20 protein-coding genes and 1 pseudogene are annotated in these 18,498 nt (G+C 68.7%); 8 read left to right on the forward strand and 13 right to left on the reverse strand.

Features of this window, described 5'->3' with window-relative positions:
- The 5 genes from ABZX79_RS11245 to ABZX79_RS11265 all read right to left on the reverse strand — a co-directional run bounded on the left by ABZX79_RS11245 (position 1) and on the right by ABZX79_RS11265 (position 3,201).
- Positions 1–1,248 carry an RNA ligase gene (locus tag ABZX79_RS11245; RefSeq protein ID WP_355254577.1) on the reverse strand — a complete coding sequence of 416 codons (1,248 nt, stop codon included), beginning with the start codon at positions 1,246–1,248 and terminating at the stop codon, positions 1–3.
- Between the two features lie 131 nt (positions 1,249–1,379).
- On the reverse strand, positions 1,380–1,628 hold the full coding sequence (locus ABZX79_RS11250; RefSeq protein ID WP_355254579.1) for a hypothetical protein: 249 nt from the start codon (positions 1,626–1,628) through the stop codon (positions 1,380–1,382).
- A gap of 199 nt (positions 1,629–1,827) precedes the next feature.
- Positions 1,828–2,553, reverse strand: coding sequence for a DUF2071 domain-containing protein (locus tag ABZX79_RS11255; RefSeq protein ID WP_355254581.1), 726 nt, complete (start codon positions 2,551–2,553; stop codon positions 1,828–1,830).
- Entirely contained in the window at positions 2,550–2,882 is a 333-nt protein-coding gene (locus ABZX79_RS11260) for a metalloregulator ArsR/SmtB family transcription factor (protein WP_355254583.1), read from the reverse strand. Before ABZX79_RS11260 ends, ABZX79_RS11255 begins: the two co-directional genes overlap by 4 nt.
- Positions 2,883–2,940: 58 nt before the next feature.
- Positions 2,941–3,201, reverse strand: coding sequence for a hypothetical protein (locus ABZX79_RS11265; protein ID WP_355254585.1), 261 nt, complete (start codon positions 3,199–3,201; stop codon positions 2,941–2,943).
- Positions 3,202–3,345: 144 nt separating this feature from the next.
- Between ABZX79_RS11265 and ABZX79_RS11270 the strand changes: the two are divergent.
- Positions 3,346–4,134, forward strand: a pseudogene (locus ABZX79_RS11270) (MFS transporter); the annotation flags it as partial.
- A gap of 33 nt (positions 4,135–4,167) precedes the next feature.
- On the opposite strand, the gene ABZX79_RS11275 reads toward ABZX79_RS11270, so the two are convergent.
- Positions 4,168–4,980 carry an SDR family NAD(P)-dependent oxidoreductase gene (locus ABZX79_RS11275; protein ID WP_355254587.1) on the reverse strand — a complete coding sequence of 271 codons (813 nt, stop codon included), beginning with the start codon at positions 4,978–4,980 and terminating at the stop codon, positions 4,168–4,170.
- Between the two features lie 84 nt (positions 4,981–5,064).
- Entirely contained in the window at positions 5,065–5,646 is a 582-nt protein-coding gene (locus tag ABZX79_RS11280) for a helix-turn-helix domain-containing protein (RefSeq protein WP_355254589.1), read from the reverse strand.
- Positions 5,647–5,740: 94 nt separating this feature from the next.
- On the opposite strand from ABZX79_RS11280, the gene ABZX79_RS11285 reads away from it, so the two are divergent.
- Entirely contained in the window at positions 5,741–6,886 is a 1,146-nt protein-coding gene (locus ABZX79_RS11285; protein ID WP_355254591.1) for an agmatine deiminase family protein, read from the forward strand.
- A gap of 28 nt (positions 6,887–6,914) precedes the next feature.
- Here the strand turns inward: ABZX79_RS11285 and ABZX79_RS11290 are convergent, their stop codons facing one another.
- Both ABZX79_RS11290 and ABZX79_RS11295 read right to left on the reverse strand, forming a co-directional pair.
- Positions 6,915–7,463, reverse strand: a complete 549-nt coding sequence (locus ABZX79_RS11290; protein WP_355254593.1) for a CchlQ — start codon at positions 7,461–7,463, stop codon at positions 6,915–6,917.
- A gap of 133 nt (positions 7,464–7,596) precedes the next feature.
- The gene (locus ABZX79_RS11295) at positions 7,597–8,112 is read right to left on the reverse strand and encodes a hypothetical protein (protein WP_355254595.1); all 516 of its coding nucleotides are present in this window, start codon (positions 8,110–8,112) and stop codon (positions 7,597–7,599) included.
- 221 nt (positions 8,113–8,333) lie between these two features.
- On the opposite strand from ABZX79_RS11295, the gene ABZX79_RS11300 reads away from it, so the two are divergent.
- Positions 8,334–9,644, forward strand: coding sequence for a phytase (locus tag ABZX79_RS11300; RefSeq protein WP_355254597.1), 1,311 nt, complete (start codon positions 8,334–8,336; stop codon positions 9,642–9,644).
- 153 nt (positions 9,645–9,797) lie between these two features.
- Positions 9,798–11,420: a sigma-70 family RNA polymerase sigma factor gene (locus tag ABZX79_RS11305; RefSeq protein ID WP_355254599.1), complete on the forward strand. Its 1,623-nt coding sequence runs from the start codon at positions 9,798–9,800 to the stop codon at positions 11,418–11,420.
- A 54-nt stretch (positions 11,421–11,474) separates the two neighbouring features.
- Here ABZX79_RS11305 and ABZX79_RS11310 read toward each other — a convergent pair whose 3' ends face one another.
- Positions 11,475–12,095 (reverse strand): L-threonylcarbamoyladenylate synthase, encoded by a 621-nt coding sequence (locus ABZX79_RS11310; RefSeq protein ID WP_355254601.1) that lies wholly within the window; start codon positions 12,093–12,095, stop codon positions 11,475–11,477.
- A gap of 290 nt (positions 12,096–12,385) precedes the next feature.
- Complete coding sequence (locus ABZX79_RS11315) at positions 12,386–12,586, reverse strand: hypothetical protein (RefSeq protein ID WP_355254603.1); 201 nt, start codon at positions 12,584–12,586, stop codon at positions 12,386–12,388.
- A 133-nt stretch (positions 12,587–12,719) separates the two neighbouring features.
- On the opposite strand from ABZX79_RS11315, the gene ABZX79_RS11320 reads away from it, so the two are divergent.
- Entirely contained in the window at positions 12,720–13,613 is an 894-nt protein-coding gene (locus tag ABZX79_RS11320; RefSeq protein ID WP_355254605.1) for a glycoside hydrolase family 19 protein, read from the forward strand.
- Positions 13,614–14,032: 419 nt separating this feature from the next.
- Here ABZX79_RS11320 and ABZX79_RS11325 read toward each other — a convergent pair whose 3' ends face one another.
- Together ABZX79_RS11325 and guaD are read right to left on the reverse strand one after the other, a co-directional pair.
- Complete coding sequence (locus ABZX79_RS11325) at positions 14,033–14,677, reverse strand: lipoprotein (protein WP_355254607.1); 645 nt, start codon at positions 14,675–14,677, stop codon at positions 14,033–14,035.
- A gap of 37 nt (positions 14,678–14,714) precedes the next feature.
- A complete protein-coding gene (gene guaD / locus ABZX79_RS11330) occupies positions 14,715–16,202 on the reverse strand; it encodes a guanine deaminase (RefSeq protein ID WP_355254609.1) in 1,488 nt (495 codons plus the stop codon).
- 194 nt (positions 16,203–16,396) lie between these two features.
- Here guaD and ABZX79_RS11335 point away from each other — a divergent pair, with 194 nt between their 5' ends.
- The 3 genes from ABZX79_RS11335 (at position 16,397) to ABZX79_RS11345 (ending at position 18,473) form a co-directional block, all read left to right on the forward strand.
- The gene (locus tag ABZX79_RS11335; protein WP_355254611.1) at positions 16,397–17,092 is read left to right on the forward strand and encodes a L,D-transpeptidase; all 696 of its coding nucleotides are present in this window, start codon (positions 16,397–16,399) and stop codon (positions 17,090–17,092) included.
- A 121-nt stretch (positions 17,093–17,213) separates the two neighbouring features.
- A complete protein-coding gene (locus tag ABZX79_RS11340) occupies positions 17,214–18,047 on the forward strand; it encodes a class II glutamine amidotransferase (protein WP_355254613.1) in 834 nt (277 codons plus the stop codon).
- Between the two features lie 117 nt (positions 18,048–18,164).
- Positions 18,165–18,473: a gas vesicle protein gene (locus ABZX79_RS11345; protein ID WP_355254615.1), complete on the forward strand. Its 309-nt coding sequence runs from the start codon at positions 18,165–18,167 to the stop codon at positions 18,471–18,473.
- Positions 18,474–18,498 lie beyond the last annotated feature (25 nt).

Below are 18,498 nucleotides of genomic sequence, written 5' to 3' on the forward strand. Positions count from 1 at the left end.
TCAGTTCTCCTCATCGGTCTTGAACGGGTCGGACGCCTCCGGCCGCACGGCCCGCCACACGACCAGGTCCGTCGGGCGTCCGTCGAGCCGCAGGAACATGGCGGCCCGGATCTGCGAGTCGGGCAGTTGCCGGACCGCGCGGGCGAACGCCCCCCGGTCGGCGGCCAGATGGGCCACCGTCCCGAACGCCTCGTCGATGGCGCGCTCGCGCGCCGCCGCCTCGGCCTCCAGGCGCGCGATCACCCCGCGCACCCAGGCGTCGAACTCGTCCGGCACCTGCTCCAGCAGGGCGTCCAGCGGCCGCCCGCCCGCCGCCGTGATGCCCCCGAGTTCGGCGCGCGAGCAACCCAGGCCCTGAGCCAGCCGCTTCGCGGACATGCCGGCGAACCGCTGGATGCCGTGGCTGCGCCAGATGTCCCGCTCCGTGACGCCCGTCAGCACCTTGTGCAGTCGTACGTACTCCGAGAGCTTCGCCTTCGCCCGTACACCGGAAGCGAAGCGCAGTACGAAGCCCTCGGCGTCGGTCCCCGAGGCGGACCGGCCGCCGGGCATCGTGTTCGACGTGGTCAGCGCGATCAGTTCGGCGATCGGCATGGCAGGCCACCTCGTGACGACGGACCCGACGCCCTGCCACGCGGCCCCGGCCTCGGCCATGGGTATCTCCGCGCCGTCCTTGCCGAACGCCGCGAGGAGCACCAGGTCCCGGCGGTCGCCGTAGTCCACGACGATACGGTTCTGCGGGTACAGGATCTCCGCCAGGTACGTCACCCCCGGCGACAGGGCCGATGTGTCCCTGCCGTCGAGCCGGCGCTGCGCCCACCGCGCCTGCGCGCTGATGAAGGACCCCTTGGACGCGACCTGCCACCGGCCCGCGTAGTGGAAGACCACCGCGAGGCTGCCGTCGACCTTGTCGTACACCTCGAACGGCTCGTCCGGCAGGGCAGGCGCGTAGGGCTGACCGGCCTCGTGCTCACCGACGTTGAAGAATTTCGGCAGGGGAAGCGCGATGACCTCGCCCGTGATGTCGTCGGCGACGAGTCCGCGGCAGCGCGTGGTCACCCGGTTCCAGATCCGCTCGTACTGGCACGTCCGCGTGTACGTGTAGATGGACAGCGGCAGTTCGGGGTGCGGCTTGCGGGTGACGTGCCCGGCGTCGAGGGCTGCCGCCAACTCCGCGGGCGGCAACAGCTCTTGAAGCGTCAGATGCGTCTGCTTTTGCGTCTGCGTCTGCGCGTGCGCCTGGCTCATGGGTCCCTCCCGGTTTCTGATGCTCCATTCTTTCGTGCGGGAGGCCGCGGCCGGTAGCGAATATGTGCGGACCGCCGTCGAGAGGCGCAGGTCATAGCGGGGTCACGGCGAGGGAGCCCCGCACCGCGTGCTCAGCGGCGGGTGTTCCGGCGATGGTGGTGGTTCCGCACGATGGCGCTGTCAGCAAGCGCCAGCAAGGCCAGAACGGCGAAGAGCAGTGCGACAGCTCCCAGGGCCCAGGCGTTCGGAGCGGTGCCCGCTTGCGACCGCCACGCCCATACGCCGAACAGCACGGCAAGGGCCAGGTACAGCGGCATATGGACCGCCGCCAGAATGCGGCGCAGCCTGTGCTCGCCCTGATCGGGATTGTAGTCGCGCATCGACCGCTCCCAGGGGAAGGATCCCTGTGACCAGGGTAGTCCTCTCCCCGGACCGACTGAGGGCGCGACGGCAGGTAAAACGGCGCCCCGACACTTGCCCGCGGCGGCGGCGAGATGCCGCTGACCGGGGACGATGTCGCTCTGGTGGACGATCTGGCCCATCGCACCGCGCCGGCTCGGCGTACGGGGCCGGAGTGGGTCAGCCGGCGGCCATGGCCGGAAGGGGCAGCCAGTCGGCGGGGACGTCCCGCATGACCAGGGCGCAGTCCAGGGTCGCGCTCCCCGGCGGGAAGCGGTCCGGGTCGGAGAAGAAGGAGGATGTCGCGGAGCGAATCCGGCCGGCTTCCACTCGCCAGGCGTCGGTGAACAGTTCCATGCCGTCGAGGTGGCGGCCGGAGCTGGTCGCGGAGAACCCCTTGGCGCCGCGGCGGAAGAAGGCGGAAGCCTCCTCCAGGTCGGCGAAGAGCTCACTGCCCCGCAGCTCGTCGGCTACGTCGACAGTGACGTCCACCCGGGTGTCCCCGTCACGGGTCGCGAAGGAGACGCGCAGTTCGTCCGGCGTCTCACGCACGTCGAAATCGGCACGGCCGTGCTCGCCGGGAAAGACGCGGCCTCCCGCCCAGGTGTTGATGCGCGAGGCGGTGTCACGACGCGGGATGTACACACCGGTCTCGATGCCGTCCGGGCCGTCCCATTCGACGGCGATCCGGTGCGCCGCGTTCTCGCTGCGCAGCCCGACCGCCTGGGGCGCCCAGGCGGGCCGGACGTTTCCCAGTCGCAGGAGGCAGATGCCGGCGACCGCGTAGCCGTGGACCAACTGCGGGCGCAGCGGGGCCGGAAGCAGGGGTGCGGCGATGTCCGGGTCGATCCGGTAGTTCACCAGGAGCCGTCGTTCGACGACGCTGGACAGGCGCGGTTGCTTCATGAGTCCTTGCTCTCACCCGTGGCTTGCCACTTGGTGTGGCGCAGCACGATCTGCTCGGGACAGACCGCGCTGAGGAACCGGCCGAGGCAGAGGGCGAGCCGGTCCTCGGCCAGCGTGTAAAGGATCCGGTTGCCGTCCCGGCGCTCGGTGACCAACCCGGCCCCCTTGAGTACGCCGAGGTGTCGCGAGATGGACGGCGCGCTGATCGCGAACCCGTCCGCGATCTCCCCGGCCGCGAGCTCGCCGCCTCTGAGGTTCTCCAGGATCTGGCGCCTCGTCGGGTCGGCGAGGGCGCGGAAGGCTCCTGCCTCGTCTTGGTCTGCTGTCACGCCCAATATTTAGCACATTAGCTAAATGGCTAACAAGGGGTGGTAGCGCCGGAATCGGTTACCGCTGCTTCATGTTCTGCCGGTCCAGCCCCAAGGTCGACGTGGTGTGCGCGAAGGTGTCCGTGTCGACGACCGGACCCGGGCCGAGCACGGGCTCCGTCTGCCGCTCCATCAAGTGGGCGAGGTCCATGGAGGTTTTGGTAAGGGTGTCCGAAGCGCTGAGGGCGAACTGTTCCGGGCCCGCGGCCTGCGCCGAAGCCGCACTGCCGAGTACAAGGAGATTGAGAGCCGCGGCCGTGGCCGCTGATCGAAGTTTCATGGAGACCACCTCTGTTGCAGGGACGTTCGCGACGACCAACGAACGCGCCGGGTGAGCGTTACGAACCCACCGCCGTACGGGAGCGGCCATGGGCGCCGGGAGTGTGGCCGAAGGCCCGGCGGAAGACGTCGCTGAAGGCACTGCGTCGCCCTCAGCGGGGTCAGCGGCTCCTACCCGTTGACGCTGGCCGCCGTCGCCCTGTCCGGAATCGGCGTCGCCGCCTACCACCCCGAAGCCGCCCGCATCGCACGCGTCACCGGCGGTGGCAGCCACGCCGCCATGGGCTGGTTCTCGCTCGGCGGCAACATCGGCTTCGCCGCCGCGCCCCTCATGGTGACCGCCGTCACCGCCACCGGCGGCCTGCACGCGTCCCCCCTGCTGGTTGTTCCGGCCCTGGCAGGCAGCGCCTTGTGCGTGGCCGCGCTGCGAGCGACCAAACGGCCCACCACAGCCACAGCCACACCCACTGCCTCCCGCCCGAACCACCCGGCGGGTACCGACGACTGGGCGTCGTTCTCCAAGCTGTCCGGGGCCATCGTGTGCCGCTCGATCGTCTTCGTCGGCCTGAGCGTCTTCATCTCGTTGTACGCGCGCCAGCGCACCGCGGGCGGCGAAGTCGCCGGCACCGTCGCACTGTTCGTGCTCTACCTGGGCGGCGCTGCGGGCACCGTGGCCGGTCCTACGCCCTCACGGTCCTGGCGGTCGCCGGTGTCGTTTTCGTGCCCGGCCCGCTCCTCTACTTGTTCATCGCCCTGACGTCGGCGAGTCTGTACGTCCCCTTCTCCCTGCATGTCACCCTCGGCCAGGACTACCTGCCCCGCCGCGACTTCCCTGCAGGCCGCACTCACGCCACTGATCGCACTGCCCGCTCTCGGCTGGCTGTCACTACGTACGCTGCGAGAGCCCGACATGCCTCCCGCGTGGGGGCTCTGATCTCGCGCCCTGGTAGTGGCCGACAGCCAGGCCTTAACCGATGAGGGCGTGGGTCAACTTCATCAGCTGTTCCCGGGCATCGGCGTCGTACGCCTGGTCGTGCGCCCGGGTGTCGACGAACTGGTCGAAGTAACGGCCGCTTACGGACTTGAGGTCCGGGTCGGTGATCAGGCGTACGGTCGGCCGTACCCCCTCGTCGATGCTCGTGACCGGAGTCAGGCCGTACTCGCGGACCCCGTCGGTGTCCATGAGGTGGGCCGGATGGAGGGTGTTCACCGTAACGCCACTACCGTCGAGTTCGGCAGCCAGCTCGAAGGTCGCCATGATCATCGCGAGTTTGCTGCGGCAGTATGCGCGCAGTCCTTCGTAGTCCCGCTCCAGCATGACGTTGTCGAAGTCGAGGGCCTCCTGGCCGATCGAGGCGACATTCACCACGCGAGCGGGCGCCGAGGCGGTGAGCAGCGGGAGCAGGCCCCGGGTGAGCGCGTAGGGGGCAAGGTGGTTCACGGCGAACCGCAGCTCGTGCCCCTGCCGGCTCAGCTCCCGCCGAAGTGGCTGCGCGCCGCCGCCCGCGACGGCGTTGTTGACGAGTGCGTCCAGTCGGGGTTCGGCCGCACAGATCTGGGCGGCCATCGCGTGCACCTGGTCCAGGTCGGCCAGATCGGCGAGGTAGGTGCGGACGGTGGCGTCAGGAGCGACGGCCCGTACCTCCGCTGCGACGGACTCCAGACGGCCGCGGTCGCGGCCGTGCAACAGGAGAGTGTCGCCGCGCGCGGCGAGGTCGAGTGCGATGCCGCGGCCCAGGCCCTGGGTCGCGCCGGTGATCAAGGTGGTGCGTGGGTTCATGCCGGTCATCCTGGTGTACGGCGCGGCCGTACGGCAGGGTGTGCTGAACCTGGTGTCACCACCACCAGCCGACGCCCGGCCGCTTCATTCTCCCGGGAGGCGGAGTTCCGAGACGAGGGCGCCCCGCAGGAGTTCGCGGGCGCGGCTGAGCGAGGTCGAGCCGCTGAGCCAGCGCTCGCTGAGACCTTCGACGAGCGTCGTCAGGCGCTCCGCCGAATCCGCTGCGATCACCTCCGCACCCACGGTGCCGGCTTCCTGCGCCTTGCGGATGAGTTCGGTGGCGTACTCGACCCACTCGTACGTGGAGTTCCGGAGCTGCTCGCGCAGATCGGATTCGAAGACGGCGGTCGCACGCAGCTCGCCCCAGGCACTGCTGTTCTCCACCACCGCGGGTACGTCCTGGAGCTCGAGCAGCAGCATCTGCTCCAGGTGTGCCCGCGGATCGGACTCCGGACTGGCGTCGGGTTCGGTATAGCGCTCGGCCCGGTCGCTGATGAACTCCAGGGTCCGGCGCATCAGGCCGGCACGGTCGCCGAAGTGGTAGTAGATGAGCGCGGTGGACACCTGGGCTTCCGCTGCAAGCTCTTCCACGCGCAGGCCACGCACACCGCGCCGGGCGATGAGGCGAGTGGCGGCCTGAAGGATCAAGGTTCGGCGGTCTGACACAGTCCCTCACCGTACCGGCAGAGCAGTGTTAGCCTGGCATTCCTGACTGAAATTTCAGTCAGGACGACATTCATTCTGCTGGTTGGAGACAGTTGTGAAGGAACGCTCCCGGCGGGCACTGCTCAGGTCCGGCACCGCTGCCGCGCTCGGCGGAGCCGGCTTCCTCGCCTCAGCCTGCGGACCCGCCTCCAGCCGTGAACCGGCCGGGGGACGGACGTCGCCCGACGCTTCGACGGGGCGCCGGATGCCTGCCGAGTCGCAGCGGCATGAGCGTACGTTCATGGCATGGCCGCCGTCGGATTCGGTCTGGGAGGACGCCGCCCCCGACGTCCAGCGTGATGTGGCCCGCATCGCCCGGGCCATCGCCGAGTACGAGCCGGTCACGATGCTGGCTGCCCCGCGGGAGGCAGCCGGGGCCCGGCGAGCATGCGGAGCCTCGGTCGAGGTCGTACCGATCGCCGTGGACGACTTGTGGATGCGCGACAGCGGCCCCACCTTCGTGACCGGGCCGGGCGGCGAAACCGCCGGCATCGACTTCCATTTCAACGGCTGGGGCGGCAAGCAGGAGCACCGGCGCGACGCTCACGTCGCGGAGCAGGTCCTCGGCCGGGACCGTGTGGAGCGGATCAGCGCGCCGATCACGGCGGAGGGCGGCTCCCTGGAAGTTGACGGTGCCGGCACACTGCTGGTCACCGAGAGTTCCCTGGTCAACCCCAACCGCAACCCGGGCCGCTCCCGCGCGGACATCGAGGAGGCGCTGAAGGATCTGCTGGGCGTCACCACGGTGATCTGGTTCGAGGGCGTACGGGGCAAGGACATCACCGACTACCACGTCGACGCGCTGGCCCGCTTCGCCGAACCCGGCGTCGTCGTGCTGAGCCGGCCACCGGCCGGAACCAAGCCGGATGTGTGGACGCGGGCCTACGACCAGGCACGTGAGGTTCTGAAGTCGGCGAAAGACGCACGCGGCAGGCGACTGGAGATCGTCGAGATGCCGGAGCCGGACCCGGCCGCGCTCGGCCAGCGAGGGCCGGACTTCCTGGGCTCGTACGTCAACTACTACGTGATCAACGGCGCGGTACTCCTCCCGCGCTTCGGCGACCGCAAGGCGGACGACCGTGCCGCGTCGATCGTCCGGGAGCTTCACCCCGGGCGGACCGTCCTGCGACTGGACATCGACACGCTCGCCGAAGGCGGGGGCGGCATCCACTGTGCCACCCAGCAGCAACCGGCCGTCTGACCGCCGCGGCGTCCGGGTGGGGCGGGGCTCACGTTCCCAAGGCGGGTACTTCTCGGCATATCGCGCACCGGTCCGTGCCGTCCCACCCGTCCCACCCGAAGGCCTCGGGTGAAAGGGACCGCCCCTCAAGCTCTTCGCGCACCGCCACCCGGTAGACCCACACCGAGCCTATATAGGGGTGGTAGGCGTCATGGAAATCCGCGGACGAGATCGAAGCCCCTGCGGCGATGGCCCGCTGGAGGCCACGGAGCCGCTCGAACATCGCCTGTCCGGCGCCGGCGACGGCGGCCGTCGCATCGATGAACAGCCTTTCGCGGGCTTCATAGATACCTGCATCGCTCAGTGCCGCACGAGTGGCGGAGTCCAAGTCGGTCTCGGCTACCGGGTCCTGGGCGATATGCCGCAACCGCGCATGGCAGACCCCGGCAGCGCTGATGAACTCGATGTACACCTCGCGCCTGCGGGCCCCGATACCGCTGTCGTCCTCGTGGCGATGGCGCAGGTAGTCGGCCAGAACGGTGCCGGTGATGGCGATCGAGCCACCACTGACCGTCGCGACGAGCACTCCCCAGTCCATTTCTGCTCCCCCGTAGTGATCTTAACGGTCGAAGTCCGAATGTACGGATGTCTCCTCTCGAAGGTCGGTGGTTACCAGGAAAACGACAGAAGGGCTGGGACGGAGACCGGATTCCCCGGTGCCCGCCCCCTGCTCACTTGCTCAGTGCGTTCGCGGCGATGATGAACAGCCCGAACAACATGTCCACGCCGCCTGCCCGGCATGCCGCCGCCCAGCTGCGGCCGGCCACTCGGGTGGCCCACAGTCCCCACCCGAACAGCGCCACTGTGTTGACCGCCAGGGCTGCCGCGAGAGCGGAGCTTTCACTCCACCATCCCGCCTGGGCGCTGAGTAGCGCCGCGACGGTAGGGGTTACTGCGGCCATCAGGGGCCACTCCGCCAGCACGGACCGGAACGTGCTGACAACCGCTGGGTCGTGTGCCACTCGGTGGGCGAGGGCGTGGGCGTAACCGTGCGATGCCGCGGCGGCCACGGCGGCTACCAGGACCCACAGGGCGTCGTACCCGGGATTGGGCGGCCCGTTGTCGTTCTCCAGAGCGGCGGCCAGAGCGCTGGCGAAAACCGTCCCGTACACGCCGCCGAAGAGCAGCCGCTGCAAGGGCTCCGCACGCCGGGCCGGACGGGGAGGACTGCTGGAGGTGCCTGACAAGACGTCATCTCCCAAGAAAGGTCATTCGACTTCGAGAGATGTACCAGCATGACAGTGACTTCCATTGAAATTTGCGGACAAAAATGCTCGGCGGAATCCGGGCCAGGTGTGAGTTCACTGCCCGCACACGTACGTACCTCTTACCGGATGGCTCGCGGCCACCCTGCGGTTGGATGCTCACGCCCGGCGATCGGCATGGTGCCGACAGTAAGGAGACCTTCATGAGTGCGAACCGTCCTGTCCGCTCGGCGGCCCTGATCCTGGGCACTGCGTTATCCGTAATCGCCGCCCTCGCACCCGCCCAGGCGCGCACCCACGCCTCCGAGGCGCTGCCCGCCGTCACCCCGAGAGCCGAAACGCCCACGTTGTACGACGACGAGGCGGGCGGCAGCGCCAACGCCGACGACCCCGCGATCTGGCGCAACTCCGCCGACCCCGACGCCAGCCTGGTCATCACCACGGCCAAAGAGGGCGGCCTGCGGGTCTACGACCTCGACGCCCGGGAGGTGCAGTCGATACCGGCGCCTTCCGCACCCGGCCCCGACGACGCTCCCGGCCGGTTCAACAACGTCGACCTGGTCCACGGCCTGCGGCTGCCGACCGGGCGCGCCGACCTGGCGGTGGTCAGCGACCGCGGCCACGACCGGCTGCGGATCTACCGCATAGACCGGCGCCACCGCGGTGGCCCGCTCACGGACGTCACCGACCCGTCCGCCCCACACGTCTTCTCGGCCAACCAGGACGAGGTCAACGACCAGCAGACTGCTTACGGTCTCGCGATCTGGACGGACTCGGCGAGCGGCCGCTCCTATGCCCTGGTCAGCCGCCGAAACCGTACCGCCGTCGCCCTGCTGGAACTCCTCTCCACCCCCGACGGCGCGGTCACCTATCGCAAGATCCGGGATCTCGACCTCCCGTCCACTTTCAGCCTGCCGAACGGCACCTCGTGGACGCCGTGCGTGGAACCCGGAGAACTGCCTCAGGTGGAGGGCATGGTGGTGGACCCGGCCAACGGCACGCTCTACGCCGGACAGGAGGACGTCGGTGTCTGGCGCGTGCGCGCCGACCTCACAGGGGCGCCGAAGCTCATCGACAAGGTCCGCGAATACGGCATTCCGGGCGCGTACGACGAGGAGACCGAGGAATGTGCCCCCGGCTCCGACCCCGGCTTCGGCGGCGAGCGCCTCGCGGCGGACGTCGAGGGGCTGACGCTGCTCACCGAGACCGACGGCGACGGGTACATCCTCGCCTCGAGTCAAGGGGACGACACCTTCGCCCTGTACGACCGCGAGGTGCGGGACGACAACGAGTACGAGGGCGGATTCCGCGTCGTAGCCACCGGCCGGACCCTCGACGGCTCCGAGGAATGCGACGGCGCCGCCGTCCTCAACGCCCCGCTCGGCACGAAGTACCCGCGTGGCCTGCTCGTCGTCCAGGACGGCCACGACACGCCATCGGTCCCCGAAGGGAGAGAAGCGACCGGCTTCAAGTTCGTCGACCTCGGCCGCGTCATGGACCGCATCGACGACTGACGAGTGGATCTCTCGCGGCGCTCCCGCCGCCGCCCCCGGCCACTCGCCATAGAACGCGTGTGCTTTTCTGTTATCCCCCTCCCCGCAGCCGGTCTCCCTGGTGTCGGACACAACAGCGAGGAAACGGGCGCAGCCCGAGGAAGAGAGCCGAGTGTGGGCAGCGAACGTGAAGCCGCAGTGGTCAAGGCGGCGCAGGGCGGCGACCAGCGGGCGCAGGACGAGCTCGTCACCGCGTATCTGCCACTCGTCTACAACATCGTGGGCCGGGCGCTGAGCGGGCATGCCGATGTCGATGACGTAGTGCAGGAGACGCTGATCCGCGCGCTGGGTGGCCTCGGCTCGCTGCGCGATCCGGCCACCTTCCGGTCTTGGCTGGTGGCCATCACGATGAATCAGATACGCGACCGCTGGCAGGCCCGTCGAGTGGACCAGGCCGGCAGCGAGCTGGCGGAGGCCCTCGAGCTGGCTGATCCCGGCGCGGACTTCGTGGACCTGACCATCGTGCGCCTGGGCCTGTCGGGGCAGCGCCGGGAAGTCGCGGAAGCGACCCGCTGGCTGGACGCCGACGACCGGGCGCTGTTGTCGCTGTGGTGGCTCGAGGCGGCGGGCGAGCTCACGCGGGCCGAGGTGGCTGCCGCGATGGAACTGTCACCGCAGCACACCGCGGTGCGGGTGCAGCGCATGAAGGCGCAGCTGGAGACGGCGCGCGTCGTCGTACGCGCCTTGTCGGCGGTGCCACGGTGTGTACTGCTGGACGATGGCCTGTCCGTGTGGAACGGCGTACCGTCCGCGCTGTGGCGCAAGCGGCTGGCGCGCCACGCTCGTGACTGCACGGTCTGCTCCGGGTACGGCGCGGAACTGGTGCCGGCCGAAAGACTCCTGGTCGGCCTGGGGCTGATCCCGGTGAGCGCCACGCTGGCCGGTGCGGTCATGTCGGGCGAACCCGAGGCTTTTGGCCTTGCCGCGCACGGTGACGCCCCCGTCCAGCTCGTGCCCGCCGGACGCCTCCAGGAGCGGCGCGGCCGACGGTCGCGGCGCCGGCGGGCGGTCGCGGCCTCGGCTGCGGTGCTGCTGGTGGGTGGCGGTGGGTACGCCGGCTGGACGACGCTGAAGCCGGGCGAGGCCTCGGAGACGACCCGGTCACGGGCAGCCGCCGATGCGGCCCTCCCGCCCGTCGTCGCCTCGTCGCCGACTGCCTCCCCGACGACGTCGGCGCCCTCATCGCCTTCCGCCGCCCCACGCACCTCGGCCAAGGCCTCGCCAACCAGGAAGCCCGCGAAAGCGACTCCTCGGCCGACTCCGAGCAAGCCCTCCCCCAAGATCTCCTCCCAAACCGCCCCGCGCCCAGCGGCCCCGAAGCCCCGCCCCACGACCCAGTCGGGCGCAAGCCCCTCGTCCTTCAACCAGCAGGTCACTGATCTGGTCAACGCGGAGCGGGCCGACAGCGGTTGCGGCCCGGTCCGCCAGAACAGCCGCCTGAACACGGCAGCCCAGCGCCACTCCGCGGACATGGCCGCCCGTGACTTCTTCGACCACACCAACCCGGACGGCGCGGGCCCCGGCGAACGCATCACAGCCGCCGGTTACGCCTGGAGCACGTACGGCGAGAACATAGCCATGGGCCAGCGGACCCCAGCCCAGGTGATGGAGTCCTGGATGAACAGTTCCGGCCACCGGGCCAACATACTCAACTGCTCATTCAAAGAAATAGGCATCGGAATCCACGACGCCTCCGGTGGCCCTTGGTGGACGCAGGTCTTCGGCGCATCGCGCTGACGCGGCCGTTGTCTGTAGCCCTTGCGCGGCGGAAGAGTGCCGCGCGTACCGCGGTTACTCGAACCGTGCGGTGTCGCCTGCGCCTCGGCGTACGATCTCCGCCTCGCCGCTGGAGAAGTCGATGACCGTGGTCGGCTCGGTGCCGCAGTCGCCCGAGTCGACCACGGCGTCCACCACGTGGTCGAGTCGTTCCTTGATCTCCCACCCTTGCGTCAGCGGCTCGTCCTCGTCGGGCAGGAGCAGGGTGCTGGAGAGCAACGGCTCGCCGAGGTCGGCGAGCAGGGCCTGAGTGACGACATGGTCGGGAATGCGTACTCCGACAGTCTTCTTCTTCGGGTGGAGCAGCTGGCGGGGCACCTCCTTCGTCGCCGGCAGGATGAAGGTGTAGCTGCCGGGCGTCGCCGCCTTGATCGCGCGGAACACGTCGTTGTCGACGTGCACGAACTGACCCAGCTGCGCGAAGTCCTGGCACACGAGGGTGAAGTGGTGACGATCGTCGAGGTTCCGGATGGAGCGGATCCGGCCGAGACCCTCACGATTGCCCAGCTGGCATCCCAGTGCGTAACAGGAGTCCGTCGGATACGCGACGAGCGCGCCGGACCGGATGCTGTCAGCCACATTGCTGATGGTGCGCCGCTGAGGATTCTCGGGGTGCACGTCGAAATACTTCGCCATCCGCCGAGTCTAGGTGATCAGGACGGCGCCGCCGGGCCGAGAGCCCCCGCGCTGACAGCAGAGGTTTGATCAGATCGTACGAACCCGCAGCTAACGGCTCGATGACGGTGGCGTTGCAGAAGGGATGCCGGACGGTTCCGATGCTCCGGGCCGGCCGTTGGTTCGGACATGGAGGCATTCGGTAATGACCCTGTCCCGGAGTTCGGCGCTTCATTGCTGGGTGCGTACTGGCTGGACTCGCCGCTGCATGGAGATGGCGGCAGTGACTGTGTGTGGTGTGCGCAGATGCGTCAGGGCAGCAGCAGCACCTCAGCTCCACATGCCACTACGGCTGTTGAGTCGGAGCGGGCCGCGAAGGACTCCGCCCCCGGCGTGTGGCTGCGGTCTGCGGGCGGCCGACTGAGCGGGCCGGTGCGGATGGTGATGCTGTCCGTTGCTGTGTGCACGGTCGTTTCGGCGATGCTCACCGTGGTCCTGGCGTAACCATGCATGGGCCCATTGGTCTATACCTTGACTCGGTCATGGCATCACGCTTGAGTGTGGGACACAGCCCCCCACCACGGCCGTGACCGGGAGACCAACTGCGTTCTCTGGTCGGGCCGTTGCGCTCAAAGGAGTGATCGAGTGCTGAGAACACGCCTAATGGCCATGCTGGCTGCGTTCCTCGTCGCCACAGGCCTCGTCGTGGCGCTGACGCCCTCGGCGTCCGCGACGTCCGCGGTGACCGTCTGCGACACCGCGCCGAACTGGCAACAGGGCGCCTGGTACACGACTGGCAACGTTGTCAGATACAACGGCGCGTACTACATTGCCGAGCACTACAACCCGGGCTACGACCCGACCGTCAGCACCTGGTACTGGAACCCGCACACCTGTGGCGGCGGCAACCCGTCCCCGTCCGGCTTCGTGGTCAGCGAATCGCAGTTCAACCAGATGTTCCCGAACCGGAATTCCTTCTACTCCTACAGCGGCCTCACCGCGGCCCTGAGCGCGTACCCCGGCTTCGCGAACACCGGAAGTGACACGGTGAAGAAGCAGGAGGCCGCGGCCTTCCTGGCGAACGTCAGCCACGAGACCGGCGGACTGGTCCACGTCGTCGAGCAGAACCAGGCCAACTACCCGCACTACTGCGACTGGAGCCGGCCCTACGGCTGCCCGGCCGGTCAGGCGGCGTACTACGGGCGAGGGCCCATCCAGCTCAGCTGGAACTTCAACTACAAGGCCGCGGGTGACGCGCTCGGCATCGACCTGCTCAACAACCCGTGGCGTGTCCAGAACGAGGCCGCGGTGGCCTGGAAGACGGGCCTCTGGTACTGGAACACCCAGAGCGGCCCCGGCACGATGACCGGGCACAACGCCATGGTCAACCAGGCCGGCTTCGGCCACACCATCCGCTCGATCAACGGCTCGCTCGAATGCGACGGCAAGAACCCGGCGCAGGTCCAGAGCCGTGTCAGCAAGTACCAGCAGTTCACCCAGATCCTGGGTGTCCCCACCGGCTCGAACCTCTACTGCTGAGAGACCGGTCAACCCCCTCAACCGGCTGCGGACCGGGGAGACACCGTCCTCCGGTCCGCAGCCGCACCATACGCCTTACCGCCGCTTGCTGCCGCGGACCCCACCAGTCAGGATTCCGGTACCTGATAGCGTGTACGTCGCTTGACTCGTCCTCAAGTTCAACTGCGCAGCCCAGCGACCGGATGACGGTCCGCAGCTCGTCGTGTCGGACCCGGGGCGCGAAGCTCCCGTATTCATCTGAGAGCGGCGACGGCACGATGCTCTCGGAGCGGCCGTGGAGCAACCGGTGGCTCTTCACGCCGAAGGCGACGCAGGACATCGGCCCTTGAGGCGCCGGCGAGAATGTCACCTCCACGAGCCCGTAGTCCCGCCGCAGGAGCCCGCCACTGATCTCCTTGGCTGCTCTCCTTGGCCGGTCGTCAGCCCGTGGCTACCATGGTTTCCTTCGCCAGTTCGTACGCCGGCAGCATCTGCTCGTGCTCCCACGTGTCCAACCCGCCCAGGTGCAGCACCACCGCGCCGCGCGGGGTGCTGACGGCGAGCGCCCGTTCCTTCTTCGGCTCGTCCGCGAGCTCGGTGGTGCGGAGGTAGGTGACCTCGGTGGCGGGGAGGTCCCCGGCCTTCGTCTCGCGGTAGCGGACCGTCGTGGCCTTGGACTCCTCCGCCATGAATCCTTCGAGAACCTTGCGCGGGGTGCCGGCGTCATCACCGGTCCAGACGCGCAGGTAGCCGATGTATCCGGTGGGCTTGGCGTCGATCTCACAGACGAGCTTCACGGTGCCCTGTCTGGCGATCGAGCCGAACACGGGGTCGTCGCCGGCCTTCACCTTCTCCGCCGTCCAGTCGGCAGCGGTGGTGAACGAGACGGGCAGGACGCACGGCGTACCGGTGCGGCCGATGCTCGCACCCTTGGCCGTCGCCTCGGCCTCCGCGCTCTGGCTCGGCTGCTTGGCCGACTTGTCCCGTACGGCCGTACCGCTGTCCGGCGCCGCCGAACAGCCGGCCAGCGTCAGTACGGCCAGCGCCGCCGCCGGGACGATGCCCCGCGCCAGGTCCTGCCCCATGAAGTCCCCACCCCTGAGCGTGAATGATCACCGCAGGCTACCCCAAGCACGCGATCTCACGGTCGTGCACCAGGCGCCCTTGGGCGTAGGTGGCCGCGACGGCGCGTTCGTCGCCGAGGATCATCAGCGCGAAGAGCCGTTCGGTGAAGTCCTTGGCGACGTCGGTGCGGCGGGCGAGGGTTTCGGTGGCGGTGAAGTCCAGGACGGTGAAGTCGGCTTCGTTGCCCGGTCGGAAGTTGCCGATGGTGTCGTCGAGGTCGAGTGCCTGAGCGCCGCCGAGTGTGGCCAGGTAGAAGCCGCGGTAGGGGGAGAGGGTCCTTCCCCGCAGGGCGGTGACCTTGTACGCCTCGTTGAGGGTGGTCAGCAGGGAGTAACTCGTGCCGGCGCCGACGTCGGTGCCCAGTCCGACACTCACCTTGCTCCTGCGGGCGGCGTGGAGGTCGAACAGGCCGCTGCCGAGGAAGAGGTTGGATGTGGGGCAGAAGGCCACCGACGAGCCGGCCGCAGCGAGGCGGGCACGGTCGGTGGCGTCGATGTGGACGCAGTGGGCGAACAGGGAGCGTTTGGTCAGCAGGCCGTAGCGCTCGTAGACGTCGATGTAGGAGCGGCCGCCGAACAGCTTCTTCACCAGCGCGACTTCGTCCTTGTTCTCCGCCGCGTGGGTCTGCAGCCACAGGTCGGGGTGTTCTTCCAGCAGCCGGCCGGTCATGGCCAGCATCGGCTCCGTCGAAGTCGGGGCGAAGCGGGGCGTGATGCTGTAGCCGAGGCGGTCCTTGCCGTGCCAGCGGCCGATCAGCTCACGGGTCTGCTGCTCGGCCTCGGCGACGCTGCGGTCACAGAGATAGGCCGGTGCGTACGGCTCCCGGTCCATCAGCACCTTGCCGCACAGCATGCGCAGCCCCCGCTGCAGGGACTGCTCGAAGAACGCGTCCACCGAGGCGGGATGGATGGTGGGGAACACGCTCGCGGTCGTGGTTCCGGCCGCCAGCAGCCGGTCGAGGAAGTATCCGGCCAGCGCCCGGGCGTGCGCCGCCCGGTCGAACTTCGCCTCCGCCGGGAAAACGTACGTCTCGAGCCACTCCAGCAGCTGCTTGCCGTAGGAGGCGATCACGTCCACTTGTGCGGCGTGAATGTGGGTGTCGACAAATCCCGGCACGATCAGGTGCCCGCGGTGGTCGATCGTCCGCGCACCACGGCGCAGCCGCTCAGGCAGGTCACTGGCCGGCCCGGCGTAGGCGACCTTGCCGTCCCCGCCGATCGCGAGTGCTCCGTCCTCGAACAGTTCCCACGCCGTGGGGTCGGGCGGGTCACCCGGATCCTTGAGGAAGTGCAGCACGTGGCCGAACACCACGCTCGGGCCTGCCTGATGCTGCCCGGTAGGGGACTGCGCGCGAACCGTCCGGCCGATGGCATGAGCCGCAGGCGGGGCGGAAAGAGCCATGACCGGAACGGCGGCCGCGCCCATGCCGGCCAGCAGGCTTCGACGACCGGGCCCGGAGGTGTGTGTTGCTTTCTCGTCACTCACAGCCCGAGCTTCCTCGGATCCGGCGCTCCACCGTCGCAGGACTCCCACGCGCCAGCGGTGTCTCACCCGTATGCGCCGCCCCCGGCCGCGGCACGTAGTTACGGAACCGTCTCCTTCTTGCGTGCAACTCCTGCGGCCATTTCGCCGTCTACCAGGCAGAACGTGAATTGCGCGCTCACAAGGAGGGGACAGCCGTGAGTGACATACGCCGAAGAGGAATTGTCATGCTCGGGATCACCGCACTGGTGGCCCCGCTCACTGTGGTCATGGGAAGCACGACGGCTCAGGCCGCGTCGTGCACGACGCGGACCGGGACCTACCAGAAGCAGGTCGAGAAGTTCCTCGGCCGCCCGGTGGACGGAAGGCAGTCAGCCGCCGACTGCAAGGCGATCCAGGCATTCCAGACGAAACACTCGATCAGCCCCAATGCCGGGTTCGCCGGCCCCATCACTTGGGGCGTCATGGACCTCATGAACAAGCAGAAGGCCGTCGGTAAGAACCCGAACAGGGCCGGCAAGTGCCCGACGAACAAGGGCCGTATCGCCTGCGTCGACCTGACGCTCCAGCTCAGCTGGATCCAGGACGGCAACGAGCTGGCGTACGGACCGGTCCCGGTGCGTACCGGCCGTAACGGCTACGAGACCCGCACCGGCCTGAAGAAGGTCTACTGGCGGAACATCGACCACGTGTCCAGCCTGTACAACGTGCCGATGCCGTACAGCCAGTTCTTCGACGGCGGACAGGCTTTCCACTCGGTCGGAATCAGCGTCTGGGCGCCGCCCGGCTCGCACGGGTGCGTAAACATGACGAAGAACGACGCCGCGAAGTACTGGAACATGCTCCGCAACGGCGACGACGTCTTCGTCTACGGCCGGAAGTCCGGCACCTGAGCCCGGCTGTTTCCCGCCGGCGATCCGGGGCATCCGCCAGAGGGCGAGCGGCCCGGCGCCCGTGGCGCGCCGTGGCCGTCGCGCGACGCGGGCGGCGTCGACGGAAAGGAGAGTGCTCTCCATGTGCCGATGGCTTGCCTACTCCGGAACCCCTGTTCTGCTCGGTGACATTCTGTACAAGCCCGCCCACTCCTTGATCGACCAGAGTCTCCATTCGCGGATGGGGGTCGAGACGACCAACGGCGACGGATTCGGCATCGGCTGGTACGGATCCGACGCGGGTACGCCGGCCATCGTCCGGGACACAGGTCCCGCCTGGAACAACCGCAACCTGCAGGAGATCGCGGACCACGTTCGCTCGCCGCTGTTCTTCGCTCATGTCCGCGCGTCGACCGGTGCGGCCGTGCAGCAGACGAACTGCCACCCCTTTCGCCACGGCCGGTGGATGTGGATGCACAACGGTGCGATCACCGATTTCCACCGGATGCGGCGCGATCTCTGCCTGGCCATCGACCCCACGCTGTTCTCCCTGCTCGAGGGGTCGACGGATTCGGAAGTGATGTTCTACCTGGCGATCACCCTGGGCCTCGACCAGGACGCACCGGGTGCGGTGGCCCGGATGGCCGGGCTGGTCGAAAGGCTGTGCCGGGAGCACGGGGTGGAGTTTCCGCTCCAGATGACCATCGCGGTGACCGACAGTGAGCGGCTCTGGGCTTTCCGGTACTCGAGCCAGGGGACATCGCGGTCGCTCTTCTACAGCAGCCGGGCCGACGCCGTGCGGGCGCTCCACCCCGACCTCGAATTCCTGCGAGGTGTCTCCGCGGAGACGCGCCTCATCGTGTCGGAGCCATTGGGTGATCTTCCGGGCGTCTGGAACGAGGTTCCCGAGAACAGCTGCGCCGTCGTCCAGCCAGGCTTGGACGAGCTGCTGTCCTTCGCGCCGCAGCCGGTGTAGGCCGGTGCGGCGGGCGGCCCGGCGGACGGCCCGGTGCCGCTGTCGCGCTGGACGCCAAGATGTTCGATAAAATGCAAATCTGTATGTAAATCGCCTTTCAGGGCTTTTGGGTGGAGCATGCCTCCAGATCGAGACGGCGACGAAGAGCGCCCCCGCCGCCCGCAGCGCCTTTCCGCACCGCGGGCCATGCGGTCGGCTGCGCAGCAGCTGGAGGGCCTGCTGGGGAGGGCGCCAGAGTCCGTCTCCGCGGTGCGGCCCACCGATGACGGGTGGGAGGCCGAGGTGGAAGTGCTGGAACTCGAGCGCATCCCCGAGACGACCAGTGTCATGGCGAGCTACCGGGTGACGCTCGACAAGGACGGTGAGCTGATGGCGTACGAGCGGATCCGCAGGTACACACGCGGCCAGATCGACCGGCGTGGCTGAGTGATTGGCCCAGTGCCGCCGGAAT

The sequence above is a fragment of the Streptomyces sp. NPDC002994 genome (assembly GCF_040611155.1).
GTDB lineage: Bacteria > Actinomycetota > Actinomycetes > Streptomycetales > Streptomycetaceae > Streptomyces.